Source organism: Pseudomonas sp. S37 (assembly GCF_016658545.1).
In the GTDB taxonomy this organism is placed as follows: Bacteria; Pseudomonadota; Gammaproteobacteria; order Pseudomonadales; family Pseudomonadaceae; genus Aquipseudomonas.
Genome location: NZ_JACVZC010000139.1, coordinates 1 through 14,893 on the forward strand (window position 1 = coordinate 1; position 14,893 = coordinate 14,893).

The window sequence follows — 14,893 nt, forward strand, 5'->3', positions numbered from 1 at the left end:
CGCCCCCCCGCTCAAGCGCACCGGCCCTTCCCAATACGGGAACCGGGTCTGCATCCAAGCCTGCGGCTCCACGGCCTCCACCTGTACATCCACCCCCTGCCCCGGCACCTGCACCCGCCAGCGCGTCGGCACCTGCTTGCCGTTTTTCTGCCTCGTCCAAGCCAGCGCCTGCAGCTGGATCTGCGCCCCTTGCAACGCCACCACCTCTCCCTGCGGCCCGACCCAGGTCCCGGCACGATACGGCTCACCTTGCGCCTCACGCACCTGGAACAACATCAGCCTGGCACCACTGTCCAGGTGCAGCGAGAACCAGTCCCAGCCCGTCTGCCCCGCCGCCAGTGGCTGGCTGCTCCACTCCCGATCCAGCCAGGCCTGGCCAGTCACCACGATGCACATGCCGCCACGTTCCACCTCCCCGCGCACACGGTAAAACGGCTGGCTGTAGTAGTACGAAGCTTGCCCCTTGCCAGACTTCTCGCTGTAGCCCTGATCCCCATGCAGCACCAGCGGTCGCTCGCTGCGCAAGTGCAAGTCGTAGCGGAAGCCCTCACCACCCGCCGTCATCTGCACGTTGTCGATAGTACCCCTGCCCTGCAGCGACCAGTCATTGATCCACGCCCGAAACGGCTGGGCCTGCACCCCGGCCTGGCCGATGCCTCCACGCGCCAGGGTTTCAGCCGACTGATGGCCGCCCGGGCCGGTCAACGCCGCGTGCCCCATCCACAGGTTCGGGCTGTTCCAGTCGCCGGTCTCCGGGCCGGGGCGCAAGGCCGAGCGGAACAGCGTCCACTGCGCGCCCCAGTCACGCCCATGGGCATCCTTGAGGTTGGCAGTGACGTACCACCACTCGATGCGAAAGCCATCGTGGGCGCCATGATCGCGTGGAAATACCAGCTGATGCTCGCGGGTCACCTGGCTGAATTCGCCCGCCTGCTGCCCGAGCCCGGCATAGCTTTGCGGTGCCGGCTGATCACAGCCGCACAGCAACCCGCAGAGCAACAGCCAGGCATTACGCTTCATCGGCAAATGGCCTCAACAGTTCACGCGGCTGGCGACGCGCCAGCTGCCACAGCGGCCAGGCGCTGGCCAACAGGCTGGTAAGCAAGCCCAGCATGGCCAGTTGCAGCAGCTGCGCGGGGAACACGTGGAGCGGCAAGCGCCAGCCGAATGCCTGTACGTTCACTACCGCGACCAGGCACCAGGCCAGCAGCACGCCCAACGGGATCGCCAGCAGCACGGTAAGGCTGCTGAGCATCAGCGTCTGGCCAAGGCTCAACCATGCCAGCCGTGCACGCCGTACACCCAATGCCCATAGCGGTGCCAGCTGGCTCAGCCGGGCCTGGCCCAGCGTCAGCAGGTTGATGAACAGCGCCACGCCGGCCACGCCCAGGGTAAGGCTGTTGAGCGCGGCAGTGGCGGCGAAAGTGCGGTTGAACACATCGGTCGACCAGCGTTTCAGCCGTGCCTGCTCGACCACGCGGCTGTCGTCCAGGTGGTAGCGCTGTTGCAACTCGGCCTTGATCAACGGCCCTTGTTCGGCAAGCAGGTCGACGCTCAACCCTGTCAGTGCTGCGTCTGGCCAATGTTCACGCAGCCAGTGGGCATTGACCAGTACATGCCCCTTGGGGTTGCCGTAATCGGCATAGATAGCCACAACAGTCAGGGCTGGTGAGTAACGTGCAGGCATTGCAAGGCTATCGCCCAATTGCAGTTTCAGTCGCCTGGCCAACTGCTCGCTGAGCATCACTGCCCGCCCGCTGGCCAATTGCTCCCAGGCGTGAGGCTGTTGTTGCAGCAACGGCCAGCGGGTTCGGTAGACCGGGTGATCGACAATACCCTGGACTTGCACCGGCCAGCCTTGCAGCTGCGTTTCGACGCGCCAGCCAGGCAGCACCACACTGACTGCCGGTTGCTGACCAAGCCACTCGGCCAGCTGTAAACCCTGGGCTGTATCGCGTGGGGTCACGTACAGGTCGGCGGACAAACGCTGGTCTAGCCAGCTGACAAAGGTCTTGCGAAAACCCTCGGTCATGCTGCCCACGCCAACACTGGCGGCCAGCGCCAGCAGCAAGGCCATCAGCGCCAGGCTCAGGGCAGGCAGCTGCTGCCGGCTGTCGGCGACGAACCATTGCGCCAATGGCCGCCGGCAACGCCGCGCCAGCCAGGCCAGCACCCGGTCAAGCAAGGCCGGCAACAACAGCGCCGCCGCCAGCAACAGCGCTGCCAGCATGGCGAACGCGCTGGCCAGGCTATTGCCGAGCACACCCCAACCCAAGGCCAGCAAAAGCAACAGGCCTGCCACCCCAGCCTGACGTTTCAACCACTGCCCCTGTGCCAACCGCCAAGCCTGGGGCTGCGCCAGCGCCAGCAACGGTAACCGCGCTGCCCGCAATACACTGCTCAGCCCTGCCAGCAAGGCACCGAGTACACTCACCAACAGCCCGCCCAGCCACCACCACGCGGGCAGGCTCAGCGTGCCTGCAACCTGGGCGCCATAGAGGCCGCGCAGGCTGGCGGCGACATCGGGCAGCAACCGCGCAGCCAGGCCGTAACCACTGGCCACGCCGGCCAGCCCGCCCAGCACGGCGAACAGGCCCAATTCCAGTACCAGGGCCCACAGCAGGGTTTGCAAGCTGATGCCACAGGCACGCAGGTTGCGAATCAGCCCCCGCCGTTGCTCCAGCGCCAGGCCGATCGCGGCATGGGCAATGAACAGGCCGACAACGAACGCCAACAGGCCCAGGGCAGTCAGGTTGAGGTGGAAGCTGTCAGTCAGGCGCTGTAAACCACCGTCGTCTTGCTGGGGTTGCAGTTCAAGGTAAGGCGCAATGCCTGCCGGCAAAAGCCCCGGGCTACCGGCTACCAGCAATCGCGACAACTGCCCGGGAGCCTGCAGCAACGCCTGCGCATGCCCGATATCGACCACGATCACCCCGGGCGCCAATTCGGGCTGCAGCATCAACGGCGGCAGCGCCTGCCCTTCGCTGTCGTGTGCCACCTGCCCGGCGTTTACCTTCAACTGCCGCAAGGTGTCAGGCCCCACCCAGGCTTGCCCGGGCGTGCCGATGAACGCCTGCAGGTCGAACGCCTGCGGCTGCACCCCGGCAATGCTGCTGGCCGGCGGCAGGCTCAGCGGCTCGATGCCGATCAGGCGCACGCTGCGCGCCTGCTCGCCCGGCAGGCGCAAACGCCCTTCCAGCACCGGCGATACCGCCCAGCCCAGCCTGCGCAGTTGTACGTACAGCGCCTGGTCAAAGCGCTCGCCCTGGCGCGGCAGCAGTTGCGCCTGCAGCGGCCCGGCCAGTACTGCACTGGCCCGGGCATAGTCGCTGCGCGCCTGGCTGTTCAGCGCCTGCACGCCGGTCCACAGCGCTGTCGCCAGCCACAGGCCGGTGAAGATACTGACGCACTGCACGCGATGGCGCCGCCAGTGGCTGAGCAGCGCCAACAGGGCCAACGATAACAGCCTCATCAACCCGGCTCGGCCCGCACGCGACCGGCCTGCAAGTAGCATCGCTGCTGCAAGCGCGCCGCCAGCCGCGGGCTGTGGGTCACCATCAGCACACCGCTGCCGGCTTCGGCGACCAGTTGCAGCAACAGGCTCAACACTTCATCGCTACTGGCTTCATCAAGGCTGCCGGTGGGTTCGTCGGCCAACAACCAGGCCGGCCGCCCGGCCAGTGCACGGCCGATGGCGACGCGTTGCTGCTGACCGCCGGATAGCTGTTCCGGGTAGCGCGAAAGCAGGTCTGCCAGACCCAGGCGTTGAGCCAGGTAGGCGACCCAGGCAGAGTCGTGCCGGTCGGCCAGCCTGGCCTGGAAGGCCAGGTTGCTCCCCACATCCAGGCTGCTGATCAGGTTGTACTGCTGGAACACCAGGCCAATCCCCTGCCGCCGCCACTGGGCCAGTGATGCCTCCGAACGGCCGTCGGGGGGAGCCTCGTCGATCAGGATGCGGCCGCTGTCGGCACGGTCCAGGCCGGCCACCAGGTGCAGCAGGGTGCTCTTGCCACTGCCCGACTCCCCCATCAGGGCCAGGCTGCTGCTGCGCGGCAGGCGCAGGTCGACGCCCTGCAATACCGGGAGTGGGCCTTGGGGGGTGGGGAATGACTTGTGGAGGTTTTCGATGACCAGCATCGAGGGGCCTTGGTGCGGTGGGTGTCCCTTTAGGAATAGCAGATTCGGCCGGGAATACCCGGGCATCTGTGTGCTTCCCGAGATTGAAAGTGGTCGCTTTACCGTGGTTGGGCTCTGTTTTAATCGGTGATAACCATTCTCCCACTTACACTTGTTGACTTATAAAATACACAAAAAGATTAACAGCCAGACAGTAACTACGGAAACTTCCTACACGCTAAACCAGCTTTTTATTTTTTAACTTTTTGACATGAAATGAAGAAATAATTTTAGAAGCACTCGTCTAGGATCAATGTCTGTTTCGTTGTTCCGACACGAGGTTCAGCCATGGAAAACCCAGACGAGCAGCGCGCGAATGGCAACGTCGACAGCGCCTTGAAGGACGCCCACCAGTACAACTACTTTCAACTGATTGAGTGGCTTTACCAGTTGCATGGCGATGACCTGGAGCAGCGCCCCGCCGACCGCGAGACGCGCCGCCGTTTACGCCTGGAAGTGTCGCCGAAACTGTCTTTCCCGATTGCCGATGTGCTACGGGCCGACAGGCTGGGTGATGACGGGCGCCTGCTCGGCAGGTGCTTCGCCCTCTGCTTCAGGCGCTGGCTTGGGAGGCGCCGGATCGGCTGGCGGCACAGGCCGCTCCGGCTGGCTGATGAACTCACCGGGCGGGTCGATCAGCACCGCATCGTCACCCACCCACCAGTCGATATCGAACAGCAGGTCTGGATCGGCGCCGGCCCGTTGAGCCGAACTGCGTTCGGTGCGGGTCAAGGCGAAGCGTTGGTCCGAACGACTGACAAAGCTCGACTTACCCGCGTTCTGCTCGCCCAGGATGAGATACCACGGCACATCGTAGCGATGCCCGAGGCCACCCTGGCTGTCGCGCAGGCGCGTCAAGCTGCCATCGAGGGCACGCTGTTGGGCCTGCAAGTACACCAGGCAGGGATCCTCCACCTCACGCCTCAGCTGCTGCCGCTCACGCACGATCAAGCGATTGCGACGGTGCACCAACGCGCTCCACACCAGCAGCGGTAACACCGCAAGCAGCACGGTGACGGCAACGCGCATGGGCAGCTCGGCCAGGGGCTGCTGGCCACGCCACTGCCACTGAGGCCCCCACCACCATAACCCGAACACTGCGGCTGCAACGCAGAGCAATGTAGCGACCAGGACGATGGGCATTGACTGGCGCTGTAACAACGATAAACCACGCAGCAGACTGTCCTTTTTCACTTTCATGGCGGCAAACCTTACCGACTGCAGTTTTCGATGAATGACGTACCCTCATGGCACGAACCGAAAAAGACAGTAACAGCCGCTTAAATCATTTATCAATGCCCACGAAAACGAAATAAGCGCTAACACTTTTCCTGAAGACGCAACGTAGCAATCTGAACTAAAGAATTAATAACCACGCACCTCACCACAACATTAAAACCGTAACTTGTAGGAACCTTCCTACAACTCATCCCGAATCCATTTTTATTGATTCTGGCAAAACCCTTTAAATAGAGCGCTTCAAACAATAAACATGAAGTTCAAACAATGGTTCCTGCAGGAACAACAGACCCTTCGAGAACTGGGTAACGACTTTGTCGAGGACAACCCGCGCCTGGCGCCTTATCTCGGCAGCATGGCATCGGACCCGGAAAGCGCGTACCTGATGGAACACTTCGCCTTCCTCACGGCTCCGGGTTGCCGTTGTAGCCGCAGATGGCGTCGTGTTGGGTTTTCAGGGCTTCGCCTACTTCATCTTGGTCCCCGGCATCCTGGGCGAGATGATCGCGGGCTTCGCTGGCAAAGGTGGTGTGGTACTCCTGGGCAGTCTTCAGGCGCTCGGCGGTTTCGGCGAGGTCGGTGTGATGTTGCACGGCACGAGCGCGCAGTTCGGTGGTCAGCAACAAGCCACCGCCCGCACGGATCACACCGTGGGTATCGGTGCGCAGTTCGAAACCTTGCCCACGGGGCTGGCCGCCGAAGTGGCGCGGGTGGGTCAGGTAGCCCAGGTACAAGGCCGTGTGGTCGTGGTCGCTCATCAACGCAGCGCTGATCTGCCCGGTGGTGTCGTCCAGGCGCAGTTCGTTGTGGCGCTTGCCGTGGTGCTCCTTGCTGCGGATCGGGCTCAACGCCTTGAACTCGGGCAGGCGATACGGCGTGCGGTTGACGATGTGGTAGCTGCGCCCGGTGATCATCGGCTGGTCGGGGTCGCCGTTGAGAAAGCTGACCACCACCTCCTGGCCGATGCGGGGTATCGCCACATGACCCCAGGTGGCGCCGGCCCAGGCCTGGGTCACGCGCACCCAGCAGGAACTCTTGTCGTCGTCCTGGCCGCGGCGGTCCCACGGAAACTGCACGCGCACGCGGCCATGCTCGTCGCAGTAGATTTCCTCACCGGGCGGGCCGACCACCTTGGCCATTTGCGGGCCTTCGACCACCGGTTTGGGGCAGGCAGGGGCGTGCCATTCGACAGTGGCCGGTATCAGCGTGGCGGTGAGCGTGTACGAGGTGCCGATTTCGGCCTCGGCGGCATCCTCTTCCAGCGAAGTGAACTGGCGGCCTTCATGCTTGATGAGTAGCGGTCGCCAGAGGATGTTCATGTCTTCGCGGGCATGCCCGGTCAGCTGGAAGGCGATACCGGGCTGCAGGCGAGCATCATCCCCTGTGACCTCGGCCACGCGCGCATCCCCGAACAGGGCGTCGGCGCGGGTCTGGGTAAACGGCTTGCCAGCGTTGTCATGCTTGTAGCGACCGGGGTAGTCGTAGCGCTCGTAGTCGTTGCCCTGGTTGCCCATGTCCTTGGCGTACATCGTGTGTTCGTGGTTGTAGCGCGGGTGGGTGAAGGTGTAGTCGCGCTGCACCTGCACGCTAGTGCGGACCTGCTCGCGGTAGGCAAAGTGGTGCAGACAAGGCTGCTGCTCCATGCCACCTCGGTTGGCGACGTACAGTACGGGCTCGCCTTCCAGGCTGCCGAACTGGTTGATCCTGTCGGCCTGTACCACGCCGTGGCCGGCTTCGCTGTGCTCGAAGATCGAGATCAGGCCTTCCTCGGCCGACAGGCGCCAGAAGAAATCCAGGTCCAGGTCACCGGCCTGCACGCAGAACTCGCGGCTCTGGTGCGGGTTGACCAGGTACTGGGTCAGCGTGCCCCACAGGCGCTCGTCGAACAGTTCCTCCAGCAGTTGCGGCACCGGGCGGTGCTGGAAGATGCGCCAGTCCGATTGCAGGCCGGCGCGGGCCAGTTGCGGTTCGATCACGGCGCGGTAACGGGTACGGTGGTGGCCGGTCTTGCCTTGCTCGAAGCTGCTGATCAGGCCATGTACATGGCGCACCGCCTCATCTTGCTGCCAGATGGTCAGCACGGCGGGCTGGTCGAGCAGGGTGGCGAAATCAGCGTCGTCGGCGAAGCTGACCAACTCGACTTCCAGGCGATAAAGCTGGCTGACGCCCTCGTTCAGTTCGAACGACACGACATCAAATGAAATGGCCTCGTCGGCCGGTGTACTGAAGGTAAAACGCACATCATTCAAATTGCTCATGCAAACTCCTGCGGGTCATCCCATCGGGCAGGTTATGGAGCCAGGCGCATCGCAAAGCGCGCGGCTGTAAGTGCACGGAAGACCGTAGCGAGGAATCCATGTAGATTTTTTGAATGGGTGTGTGTTTGTGTACTGCTGTAGAAGTTCGAGGTTTCCTTTGCCTGCTTTAGGGGGGGCGGGAAATGCCGCCGCCTGGCTTTTCGAGCCCTTGTAGATGAAGTCGGTCGCATGCCCGGTGTACTGGCCGGCCGTGGCGTGCAGGATGCCGCCCGCGTTGTAGGTGGTACTGCTGCCACCGGCCTGGATCACCAGTTCCTCCTTGGCAGTGAGGGTGATGCGTTCGGCGGTGACGCTGACCTTGAGCTTGGCCAGCAGGTTGATGTTGTCCTTCAGCGCTTTCAGGTCGATGTCGCCGGAGGCCGCGATCAGTCGCCAACCCATGCTCTGCACGAATTGCCGCACGCCACGGCTGGCACTGATCAACAGGCGTTTGCCGATGGCCATGCTGGTATGGCCGCCTGTACTCAGGCCCAGGTGTTCGCCGCTGGCGATATGGGTCGACTCCGGGGTGGTGGTAGCGATGCCGGTCGGGCTGGCGAGCACCAGTTGCGGGTCGGCCAGTTCAGGGAAGCGGTTGGCCTCCGGGTTGCCGTTATAGCCGCAGATAGCGTCGTGTTGCTCTTTGAGCGCTTCACCCACTTCATCCTGGTCACCGGCATCCTGGGCGAGATGATCGCGGGCTTCGCTGGCAAAGGTGGTGTGGTATTCCTGAGCGACTTTCAGGCGCTCGGCGGTTTCAGCCAAGTCGGTGTGGTGCTGCACGGCACGAGCGCGCAGTTCGGTGGTCAGCAGCAAGCCGCCGCCCGCGCGGATCACACCGTGGGTATCGGTGCGCAGTTCGAAACCTTGCCCGCGTGGCTGGCCGCCGAAGTGGCGCGGGTGGGTCAGGTAACCCAGGTACAAGGCGGTGTGGTCGTGGTCACTCATCAGCGCAGCGCTGATCTGCCCGGTGGTGTCGTCCAGACGCAGTTCGTTGTGGCGCTTGCCGTGGTGCTCCTTGCTGCGGATCGGGCTGAGTGCCTTGAACTCGGGCAACCGGACGAGAGAACACCGGGGTGCCTTTGGCCAGCACCTGGGTTTCACTCAGCGCGTGGTCGACCGGCTGGAACTGCATCACCGTCATGCTCGGCAGTGGGCGCAGCACGTTGGGGGAGAGCAGCTGCAGCAAGGGGTGCGTCAGCTCGGGCAGGTGGTCTTCGATCTTCATCACCAGGCGAGGCCAACCGTTTCCCCGAACTTGCCGACCCGCAACTGGTACTCGCCAGCCCGACCGGCATCGCTACCACCACTCCAGCATCGACCCATATCGCCAGCGGCGAACACCTGGGCCTGAGCACGGGCGGCCATACCAGCATGGCCATCGGCAAACGCCTGTTGATCAGTGCCAGCCGTGGCGTGCGGCAATTCGTTCAGAGCATGGGTTGGCGACTGATCGCGGCCTCCGGCGACATCGACCTGAAAGCGCTCAAGGACAACATCAACCTGCTGGCCAAGCTCAAGGTCAGCGTCACCGCCGAACGCATCACCCTCAGTGCCAAAGAGGAACTGGTGATCCAGGCCGGGGGTAGCAGTACCACCTACAACGCGGGCGGGATTCTGCATGCCACACACTAACCTCAACGGAGAACCGATAGCAGGCAAAGGCAACATGGCCTTCTGCCCGCTATGCAAAGGTGAGTTCCCCATCATTGAGGGCAGTGACACCTACCGCGTCAATGGAGTACCCGTCGCACTCGACGGTATGAAAATCGCGTGCGGCGCCAGCTTGATCGCCAGCGCATCACACGGCAGCGTCCAGAGTTAAGTCAATCTGCGGAGCAGGCGGACTACAGATACTGCAGTATTTTGTTTGTTGCCGCCGCTCCCGACCTACGTAGCCACAATAATGCTGTTGGCGTAATCAAAGAGTCCCGTACGAGGCCGGTCAATTGGTACTGCTTGTCCATCCGGACAAAACCACCGAACGCTTCGAGCGCGATGCCGAAGGCCGCCTGCTCAGCCACACCGATGCCTTGTACCGGCGTACCCGCTGGACCTACAACGAAGCCGGGTTGATCTATCAGCGCCTCAACGCCAACGACACCACCCTCACCTACCACTGGGACAAGCTCGGCCAGCTCGAGCGCCTGCACAACGAAAACAACAGCGAAGCCAGTTTTAAGTATGACCCCGTTGGCCGACTGCTCAAGGAAACCGGCTTCGACAAGGAAACCACGCACTACCTCTACGACAACGGCAGCAACTTGCCCACTCGCCGGGTGGATGGCGACAGGACCACGCACTTTGAATACGACCCGATGGGCCGCCTCATCCAGCGCAAGGCCGGACGGCGTGGCGGTGAGCATTGGGAGGTTGAGACCTTCGCCTATGATGGCAATGGCAACCTGCTGTCAGCCAACAATGACATCTGCCGGTTGCACTGGTTCAAGCAGTGCCAGTCAGTTAAGCAATCTGGCACTCTGCGCCCCCCGCGGCACCCGCACCACTGCATACGAAACTGCAATCACCACAATCGCAATAAGGCATTGCCCCAGGCTCACTCGCATGCCGGGGTCAAAGGCCATGCTCACCAACACCGCCACGATCGACCCGGTGACCAGCAGCGGCAACCACGGGTGGCCCCACATGGCAAATTTCAGTGAACCTTCAGCCACCCATTGGCGCCGTAGCTTGAGCTGCGACAGGCAAATGACCAGGTAGACAAACAGGAAGACCGTGCCGGAGGAGTTGATCAGGAACTGGAACACCGTATCCGGCCACAGCGCTGCAATCACCACACAGCCATAGCCCACCAGGGTCGAGGCAATCACCCCGCGCACCGGCACACCCTTGCCGCTGACCTTGGCCACCCAGCGTGGCGCCTCGCCATTGGAGGCCAGTACGTAGAGTAGTCGCGATGAGGTGTACAGCCCGGCGTTGAGCACCGACAGTACCGCCACCAGGATGACCACGGTGAGCATGTCGCCAGCCCCTGGGATACCGATGTGTTCAAGCGTGCTGACAAAAGGCGACTTGCCGGGCGTGATCGAGGTCCATGGCTGCGCCACCACGATGAAGAACGTCGCCAGCACGAAGAACACCAGGATACGCAACATCACCGTGTTGACCGCCTTGCGGATATTGCGCGACGGGTCTTCGGACTCCGCTGCCGCCAGGGTGGCAACCTCGACGCCGGTCATGGAGAAGATCACCACCACCACACCGGTGAACAACGAGCCCACGCCATGCGGCAGGAAGCCGCCGTGCTGGGTAAGGTTGGCAAAGCTGGCGTCGGAGCCAGGCCACAGCTTGAACACATACAGCCCGGCCACCACCAGGAATACCACGATGGCCGCGACCTTGATGCCGGCGAACCAATACTCGGCCTCGCCGAACGAGTGCACCGACATCAGGTTGAGCAAGGTCATGCCGACCATCAGGCCAAGGGCAATCACCCACACCGGGATATCGGGCAGCCAGGCATTGATGATCTGCCCGCCGACCACGGCTTCGAAGCCGACCACGATCACCCAGAAGTACCAGTACAACCAGCCCGTCATGTAACCCGCCGGGCGCCCGAAGGCCATGCGGGCATAATCGACGAACGAACCCTTGGCCGGGTGCGCGGCGGCCATTTCGCCGAGCATGCGCATGACCAGTGCGACGATCAGCCCGGTGATGGCATACGTGATGAAGGCTCCCGGGCCGGTTGATGCAATGACCGCACTGGAGCCTACGAACAATCCGGCCCCGATTACACCGCCCAGGGCCAGCATGCTGATGTGCCGGGTTTTCAGGGCACGCTTGAGACGCGGATCATGTTCCGACTGAATCGGCATTGGTTGTCTCCTTTTATTCTTAGTAATCAACACCGCCTTTTCAGAAGGTTATGCATGCCCCTGGGCACGGCATAGCGCCAAAATGCGCGTACGCTCACGCCCACCTGTACAAATGTATGAACGCTGAATAGGCCTGCAAGGCCGCTCCTACAGTGTCCATGCTGATTCAGTGAGTTTTGTGCAGGTCGGGAGCTGGCGCCTGGCAGCCAGCCCCGCCTCAACCGAACAAACCTCAAGCCATGGCAATCGGCCTGCTGCTGCTTCGTCAGGGGGTGACGCCCTGGCTTACGCAAAGTGCACACTGCGCATCAATGGATCCATAAAAGTCCGATAATCGAACGAAACCCGTAAAAACATCGACATTGATGTTGACCACTCCCGTCCAGCAAAGCTCTAATGGATCCATTAAATAAAAACAAACATCCCGGAGAGCCTCCCCATGTACCCCAAAAACACCTGGTACGTCGCCTGCACCCCTGACGAGATCGCCGCCAAGCCCCTGGGCCGGCAGATCTGCGGGGAAAAGATCGTGTTCTACCGTGGCCACGAGAACCGCGTAGCGGCCGTCGAGGACTTCTGCCCTCACCGTGGTGCGCCACTGTCGCTGGGCTATGTCGAGGACGGCAACCTGGTGTGCGGCTACCACGGCCTGGTCATGGGCTGCGATGGCAAGACCGTGTCGATGCCGGGCCAGCGGGTACGTGGCTTTCCTTGCAACAAGACTTTTGCTGCGGTCGAGCGCTATGGCTTCATCTGGGTCTGGCCCGGCGATCAGGCGCAGGCCGACCCGGCGCTGATCCCGCACCTGGAATGGGCAGTGAACGATGAGTGGGCCTATGGCGGCGGGCTGTTCCACATCGGCTGCGACTATCGCCTGATGATCGACAACCTGATGGACCTGACCCACGAGACCTACGTGCACGCCTCCAGCATCGGCCAGAAGGAAATCGACGAGGCGCCTCCGGTCACCAGCGTCACCGGCGATGAGGTGGTCACCGCCCGGCATATGGAAAACATCATGGCCCCGCCCTTCTGGCGCATGGCCCTGCGCGGCAATGGCCTGGCCGACGACGTGCCGGTGGACCGCTGGCAAATCTGCCGCTTCACCCCGCCCAGCCATGTGCTGATCGAAGTGGGCGTGGCGCATGCCGGCAAGGGTGGCTACCACGCCGCGGCACAGCACAAGGCTTCGAGCATCGTGGTCGACTTCATTACGCCGGAAAGCGACACCTCGATCTGGTACTTCTGGGGCATGGCGCGCAATTTCGCGGCACACGATCAAACGCTGACCGACAACATTCGCGAAGGCCAGGGCAAGATTTTCAGCGAAGACCTGGAGATGCTCGAACGCCAGCAGCAAAACTTGCTGGCCAACCCCGAGCGCAACCTGCTGAAGCTGAACATCGATGCCGGCGGCGTGCAGTCACGCAAGGTACTGGAGCGGATCATCGCCAAAGAGCGTGCGCCGCAGCCGCAACTGATCGCCACCAGCGCCACGCTTGCCTGAGGAACCGCCAACATGATCGATGCCGTAGTGGTATCCCGTAACAATGAAGCGCAGGGCATCTGCAGTTTCGAGCTGGCGGCAGCCGATGGCAGCCTGCTGCCGGCGTTCAGCGCTGGCGCGCACATCGATGTACATTTGCCCGACGGGCTGGTGCGCCAGTATTCGCTGTGCAACCACCCTGAGGAACGCAACCGCTATGTGATCGGCGTGCTCAACGACCCGGCTTCGCGAGGCGGCTCACGCTGCCTGCACGAGCAGGTCCAAGCCGGTGCCCGGCTGCGTATCAGCACGCCGCGCAACCTGTTCCCGCTGGCCGAGGGCGCGCAGCGCAGCCTGCTGTTTGCCGGCGGCATCGGCATTACCCCGATACTGTGCATGGCCGAGCAGCTGTCCCACAGCGGCCATGACTTCGAGCTGCACTACTGCGCCCGCTCCAGCGAGCGTGCGGCATTTGTCGAGCGGATTCGCAGCGCGCCGTTTGCTGGTCGGCTGTTCGTGCATTTTGACGAGCAGCCGGAAACGCGATTGGATATCGCCCATGTACTGGGCGCCCCGCAAGAAGATCTGCACCTGTATGTGTGTGGGCCGGGCGGGTTCATGCAACATGTGCTGGACAGTGCCAAGGGGCTGGGCTGGCAAGAGGCCAACCTGCACCGCGAGTACTTTGCAGCGGCGCCAGTGGATGCCAGCAACGACGGTAGCTTCGCGGTGCAGGTTGCCAGCACGGGGCAGGTGTTCGAGGTGCCCGCCGACCAGACCGTAGTGCAGGTACTGGAGCAGAACGGCATCGAGATCGCCATGTCGTGCGAGCAAGGTATTTGTGGCACCTGCCTGACCCGCGTGCTGCAGGGCACGCCGGACCATCGCGACCTGTTCCTTACCGAAGAGGAGCAAGCGCAGAACGATCAGTTCACGCCCTGCTGCTCGCGGTCAAAAACACCGTTGCTGGTGCTGGATATCTGAGCCGGTTCACGCAGTCGGCAGGATGACCTGCATGCCCGCATCTGCCGCGGCCCCGCCGAAGGTTTCGGCGTAACGCAGGGTGGCATTGGCGTGCTCGCGCATGATTGCTTCGGCGCGGGCACCCTGGCGGTTGACCAGGGCGTCGAACACTGCGTGGTGCTGCATGTGGGCAAAGTTGAAGCGCCGGTACTCGCGGGCCAGGTCATGGCGGTCCACCGCCAGCGCAGTGACCGAGGCGAATGGCAGGTGATCGTTGCGCGCCAGGGCGACGGCAATGGCCGGGTTATGGCTAGCTTCGATGATCACGTGGTGAAAGCGCATGTTGAGGTCGTGGTAGGCCTGCAGGTCTTCTTCGGTCACGAAGCCCTTGTCGAACAGCTGGTCGCCATCGACCAGGCATTGTTGCAGCGTTGCACGAGCGTGCGCAGACAAGCCACGCTCGGCGGCCTGACGGGCGGCCAACCCCTCCAGCACGCCACGCACCTCGACCGCACCGGCGATGTCATCGGCGCTGACCGAGCGCACCTGAAACCCGCGGCCACCAAAGCGAACCAGCAGGCCTTCCTGCTCAAGGGTGCGGAATGCCATGCGCACCGGCATGCGTGAGACGCCGAACAGCTCGGCGGTGGGGACTTCCATCAGGCGCTCGCCCGCCGCCAGCTCGCCCGAGGCGATCATCTTGCGCAACGCGACCAACACCATTTGACCGGGCTTGCTCATCCAGGCGGCTTCCAGAAACAGAAGCGGGCATCTTAGCGCAAGCCGGAAGCTGTTGCTGGCCTGTTGAGGCTGGCTGGGTCGTAGGAGCGGGTTTACCCGCGAAAGGGCCGGACCTGCCGGCCTATTTCTAGCGACCATTTACCGTTGCAGCC

14 protein-coding genes are annotated in these 14,893 nt (G+C 62.9%); 4 read left to right on the forward strand and 10 right to left on the reverse strand.

Annotation, left to right across the window (positions count from 1 at the left end; translation table 11 throughout):
• From IAE39_RS26245 to IAE39_RS26275, 7 genes are all read right to left on the reverse strand, one after another.
• Positions 1-1,020, reverse strand: a 1,020-nt coding sequence (locus IAE39_RS26245) for a lipocalin-like domain-containing protein (protein ID WP_201207407.1), incomplete at its 3' end; no start/stop codon positions are given.
• Positions 1,010-3,472 (reverse strand): ABC transporter permease, encoded by a 2,463-nt coding sequence (locus IAE39_RS26250; RefSeq protein WP_201207408.1) that lies wholly within the window; start codon positions 3,470-3,472, stop codon positions 1,010-1,012. The genes IAE39_RS26245 and IAE39_RS26250, both read right to left, overlap by 11 nt.
• Positions 3,472-4,137, reverse strand: coding sequence for an ABC transporter ATP-binding protein (locus IAE39_RS26255; RefSeq protein ID WP_201207409.1), 666 nt, complete (start codon positions 4,135-4,137; stop codon positions 3,472-3,474). Before IAE39_RS26255 ends, IAE39_RS26250 begins: the two co-directional genes overlap by 1 nt.
• A 531-nt stretch (positions 4,138-4,668) precedes the next feature.
• A complete protein-coding gene (locus IAE39_RS26260) occupies positions 4,669-5,376 on the reverse strand; it encodes a hypothetical protein (RefSeq protein WP_236548828.1) in 708 nt (235 codons plus the stop codon).
• A gap of 443 nt (positions 5,377-5,819) precedes the next feature.
• Positions 5,820-7,673 (reverse strand): type VI secretion system Vgr family protein, encoded by a 1,854-nt coding sequence (locus IAE39_RS26265; protein ID WP_201207410.1) that lies wholly within the window; start codon positions 7,671-7,673, stop codon positions 5,820-5,822.
• A 15-nt stretch (positions 7,674-7,688) separates the two neighbouring features.
• Positions 7,689-8,768, reverse strand: a complete 1,080-nt coding sequence (locus IAE39_RS26270; RefSeq protein WP_201207411.1) for a type VI secretion system Vgr family protein — start codon at positions 8,766-8,768, stop codon at positions 7,689-7,691.
• Complete coding sequence (locus IAE39_RS26275) at positions 8,653-8,940, reverse strand: type VI secretion system baseplate subunit TssF (RefSeq protein ID WP_201207412.1); 288 nt, start codon at positions 8,938-8,940, stop codon at positions 8,653-8,655. The genes IAE39_RS26270 and IAE39_RS26275 overlap by 116 nt, the downstream gene beginning before the upstream one ends.
• Between IAE39_RS26275 and IAE39_RS26280 the strand changes: the two genes are divergently transcribed.
• On the forward strand, positions 8,865-9,347 hold the full coding sequence (locus IAE39_RS26280; RefSeq protein WP_201207413.1) for a DUF2345 domain-containing protein: 483 nt from the start codon (positions 8,865-8,867) through the stop codon (positions 9,345-9,347). The two genes, IAE39_RS26275 and IAE39_RS26280, sit on opposite strands and share 76 nt — an antisense overlap.
• Positions 9,334-9,537: a PAAR domain-containing protein gene (locus tag IAE39_RS26285; RefSeq protein ID WP_201207414.1), complete on the forward strand. Its 204-nt coding sequence runs from the start codon at positions 9,334-9,336 to the stop codon at positions 9,535-9,537. Before IAE39_RS26280 ends, IAE39_RS26285 begins: the two co-directional genes overlap by 14 nt.
• Positions 9,538-9,559: 22 nt before the next feature.
• Here IAE39_RS26285 and IAE39_RS30220 read toward each other — a convergent pair whose 3' ends face one another.
• Both IAE39_RS30220 and IAE39_RS26295 read right to left on the reverse strand, forming a co-directional pair.
• Positions 9,560-10,078: a hypothetical protein gene (locus IAE39_RS30220; RefSeq protein ID WP_442968462.1), complete on the reverse strand. Its 519-nt coding sequence runs from the start codon at positions 10,076-10,078 to the stop codon at positions 9,560-9,562.
• 93 nt (positions 10,079-10,171) lie between these two features.
• The gene (locus IAE39_RS26295) at positions 10,172-11,551 is read right to left on the reverse strand and encodes an amino acid permease (RefSeq protein WP_201207415.1); all 1,380 of its coding nucleotides are present in this window, start codon (positions 11,549-11,551) and stop codon (positions 10,172-10,174) included.
• A 439-nt stretch (positions 11,552-11,990) separates the two neighbouring features.
• On the opposite strand from IAE39_RS26295, the gene IAE39_RS26300 reads away from it, so the two are divergent.
• Complete coding sequence (locus tag IAE39_RS26300; protein ID WP_201207416.1) at positions 11,991-13,058, forward strand: aromatic ring-hydroxylating oxygenase subunit alpha; 1,068 nt, start codon at positions 11,991-11,993, stop codon at positions 13,056-13,058.
• 12 nt (positions 13,059-13,070) lie between these two features.
• Positions 13,071-14,021: a PDR/VanB family oxidoreductase gene (locus tag IAE39_RS26305; RefSeq protein ID WP_201207417.1), complete on the forward strand. Its 951-nt coding sequence runs from the start codon at positions 13,071-13,073 to the stop codon at positions 14,019-14,021.
• A 6-nt stretch (positions 14,022-14,027) separates the two neighbouring features.
• Here IAE39_RS26305 and IAE39_RS26310 read toward each other — a convergent pair whose 3' ends face one another.
• Positions 14,028-14,741 (reverse strand): GntR family transcriptional regulator, encoded by a 714-nt coding sequence (locus IAE39_RS26310; protein WP_201207418.1) that lies wholly within the window; start codon positions 14,739-14,741, stop codon positions 14,028-14,030.
• Between the last annotated feature and the right edge of the window lie 152 nt (positions 14,742-14,893).